1 protein-coding gene and 1 pseudogene are annotated in these 3,612 nt (G+C 58.3%); both read left to right on the top strand.

The window, feature by feature from the left end; all coding sequences use genetic code 11:
* Positions 1-548: 548 nt before the first annotated feature.
* Positions 549-2,894, top strand: coding sequence for a S9 family peptidase (locus BSG20_RS34840; protein ID WP_072382330.1), 2,346 nt, complete (start codon positions 549-551; stop codon positions 2,892-2,894).
* Between the two features lie 337 nt (positions 2,895-3,231).
* Positions 3,232-3,543, top strand: a pseudogene (locus tag BSG20_RS34835) (IS6 family transposase); the annotation flags it as partial.
* Positions 3,544-3,612 lie beyond the last annotated feature (69 nt).

The raw sequence follows: 3,612 nt of genomic DNA, 5'->3' as shown, positions 1-3,612 counted from the left end.
GCGAAAGCGATGTCGACGATAGAGTGGATCACGGTCTGTCATGAACCTTCATCGCACATCGAATTCCACATTCCGTTAAGTTGACGATGCCGTCCAGATTGAGGAAGAGGCCAATTTGACGCCCCGTGACATGTCGCCTGGCATTGTCCGATGTACGACAATGTTGGAGATGCGACATAGCCGGTTCGATCGATTGCCTTATAATTAAACGAGTTGTTCCTTTGGCGCGCATATTGCTTCCGGTCATTAGTAAAGGCGTCACGGACCGACGATGTCGAAATGTTAGCACAATGATTTCTGCCGGGGCGGACATCCGGCCTTACTACAGCAGGACCATCCAGATGCAGAAAAGGAAGGGGTCGTACTCGCCGAGGACTGGTCCACCCGACCAGTTCCTGGATGTCCTCAAAGAGCGCCCTGTCATGGTGACTGCGGCCTGGGCTGCACCCGCGTGCAGGCTCCTCCAAAGGAGACGCTCGGCGCGGGGACCAGCGATGAGAAGCCAAATCCAAAATGCGTATCCCGAAAACCCAAAGAGGTGAACAGATATGTACAAGACCGGCGCTTTGACGCTCGCGCTATTAATTCAAGGGGCATCGGGATCGGTAACCGCTCGGGCGCTGGCCAACGGTCCGAATGGTGCACGTCCGCCGCTAGCGCTGAGCGATTTTGAGCGGGCACTGACGATAAACGATCGCTATGGCGGGCTCACCGTGAATGTCCCCGAGGGGCCGTTCTGGCTGACCCCCGACGCGTTCGTATACAGCCGGACTAGCCACGGCGAGCAGCAGTTCATGCGGATCGATGCTGGCACAAGTTTGAAGCGGCCCGCCTTCGATCAGGCCCGTCTGGCGGCGGCGCTAAATGAAGCGAGCCATAAGAGCTATCAGGCCGGCGATCTTCCCTTCGAGCGTTTCGAACTGACCGAGGATGGTCGCAGGCTCGACTTCCTGATTGAGCAGGTCCGGTGGAGCTGCGACGTTGCAAGCTATGCCTGCACCAGCACAACATGGGATGTGGACGCCCCGGACACGCAGCTCAGCCACGACTACACGCCACCGGCAGAGAATAGCCCCGACCAGAGGAGCGTCTCGCCCGACGGCAAATGGATCGCCTCTATCAAGAACTACAATGTTTTCCTGCGCAGCAAGGACAGATTGCAGGATGTTGCGCTGAGCCGGGACGGATCCGAGGGCAATTACTACGTCTTTTCGACACTGAGCTGGTCGCCGGACTCCCGCCACCTCGCGGCTTACCGCGTTCGCCCCGGCTACAAGCGGGAGATCCCCTACCTCAATTCGTCGACGGACCAGTTGCAGCGCGAATATTCAACAATGGTCTATCCCAAGCCGGGCGATGTCCTTCCGCTGCCCCAGCCGGTCCTGTTCGACATTGCCAGCCAGCGCCAGGTCGCCATTGACAACGCCCTGTTCTCGAACCCTTTCGAAGTTTCCTCTCTCCAATGGTGGGAGGACGGCCGCGGCTTCACCTTCGAATATAACCAGCGCGGGCATCAGCTCTATAGGCTCGTCGAGGTGGACGCCGCCACGGGCCGCGCGCGCTCCCTGATCGATGAAACCAGTGAGACCTTCGTCGATTACCGGCCGCTGGTGGCGGATCAGGAAGCTACCGGAAAAACCTTTCGTCACGATGTCGATGACGGGAAGGAGATCATCTGGGCGTCGGAGCGCGACGGGCACGAGCACCTGTACCTGTTTGACGGACGGACGGGCGCGCTCAAGAACCAGATCACCCGAGGTGAGTACGTGGTCCGGGGGGTAAACCATGTCGATCCGGTCAAGCGCCAGATTTGGTTCGAGGCGAGTGGGTTGAACCCGCGAGTGGACCCCTATTTCGTGCATGCCTACCGCATCGGCTTCGACGGCAAGGGGCTGACTGCACTCACGCCCGAGCCCGCCAACCACCATATCGAGCTGTCTCCTGACGGCCGCTATTATGTCGATCTCTGGTCACGCATCGATCTGCCGCCGCGCATAGTGCTCTACCGGGCCAGCGACCATGCCAAGCTCATGCAGGTCGAGGCCGCCGACATATCCGAGCTCGTCGCCGCCGGCTGGCAGCCGCCACTCAGCTTCCACGCCAAGGGGCGAGACGGCAAGACTGATATCTGGGGCGTGATCCACCTGCCAGCCAATTTCGATCCGACGAAGAAATACCCGGTGGTGGAGAATATCTACGCCGGGCCGCATGGCTCTTTCGTCCCAAAATCCTTCTCAAAGTGGACAGAGCCGCTCACGCAGCTGGGCTTCGTCGTTGTGCAGATCGATGGCATGGGTACCAACAACCGCTCGCGCGCCTTTCATGATGTTGCCTGGAAAAATCTGATGGACGCAGGCTTTCCCGATCGCATCCTATGGCACAAAGCGGCCGCCGCGAGGTATCCGTGGTACGATATCTCCAATGTCGGCATTTTCGGAACGTCCGCCGGTGGCCAGAGCGCGTTGGGCGCGCTGCTCTTCCATCCCGAATTCTACAAGGTCGCGGTCGCCAACAGCGGCTGCTACGACAACCGAATAGACAAGCTGTGGTGGAACGAACAGTGGATGGGGTGGCCAGTCGGCATTGAATATTCGCAATCCTCCGCCGTCGACAATGCTCACAGGCTGCAGGGCAAGCTGATGATCGTGGTCGGCGAATTGGACCACAATGTCGATCCGTCCTCCTCGTTCCAGCTTGCCAATCGCCTGATCAAGGCAGGAAAAGATTTCGACATGGTCTATGTGCCTGGTGCCGATCACGGTACGCCAGGCACCTATACCCAGCGCAAACTCCTGGACTTCTTCGTTCACAACATCCTCGGGCAGACCCCACCCAACTGGAACGCCACATTGCGGCGCGACAATCAGGATGAGAATGCGCGTCAATCAAGATGAGAATCTGTCAGCCCTGCTGGAGCGTAGGGAGGGCGTAGCCCGACCGGAGCTCCAGCAGGGCTGACGGCGAGATTTTTCGGCTCGTTTGTGTATCGCGGCCGGCCCAGTATCGAGGTGTATTCCTGAGAGGAGCACCGATTGCCGGGTCGCCATGTAAACGATCATCAAATGAGGCTTTTTATGAAGTTGCGTCAGACGCATTCGGTCACTGTTGCGGCCGCCAAATCCTCCATAAGCGTTGCCACAGCCTACCGGGGCTTGTCGCAAATTCGGACCCTTAACTGTGTATTGACGATATGACGAGCAAATCGCGCTCCCAATGTTGTGGAGCGTGCCGATGATTCTGAATGCTGTTGCCGAGAAGCTGAAGCGCCAGTCGAAGGATGATTTCAAGGGGCGGCATTTCGAGGCATGGCTGATTGTGCAGGCGGTGTCCTGGTATCTGCGCTATCCTCTCAGCTACCGAGACCTTGAGGAAATGTTCCGAGAGCGCGGGTTCGAGGTCGATCACAGCACAATCAATCGCTGGGTCTTGACCTATGCGCCGATGATCGAGAAGCGGCTGCGCCAGTTCCGCCGACCTCATTGCGGATCGGTCCGGATCGACGAGACTTACGTGAAAAGGCATCGTCAACTTAACGGAATGTGGAATTCGATGTGCGATGAAGGTTCATGACAGACCGTGATCCACTCTATCGTCGACATCGCTTTCGCGCTG

The sequence above is a fragment of the Rhizobium tibeticum genome (assembly GCF_900110205.1).
In the GTDB taxonomy this organism is placed as follows: Bacteria; Pseudomonadota; Alphaproteobacteria; order Rhizobiales; family Rhizobiaceae; genus Rhizobium; species Rhizobium tibeticum.
The sequence above is the reverse complement of the archived record's forward strand: the minus strand, read 5'-3'. Positions and strand labels throughout refer to the sequence as shown.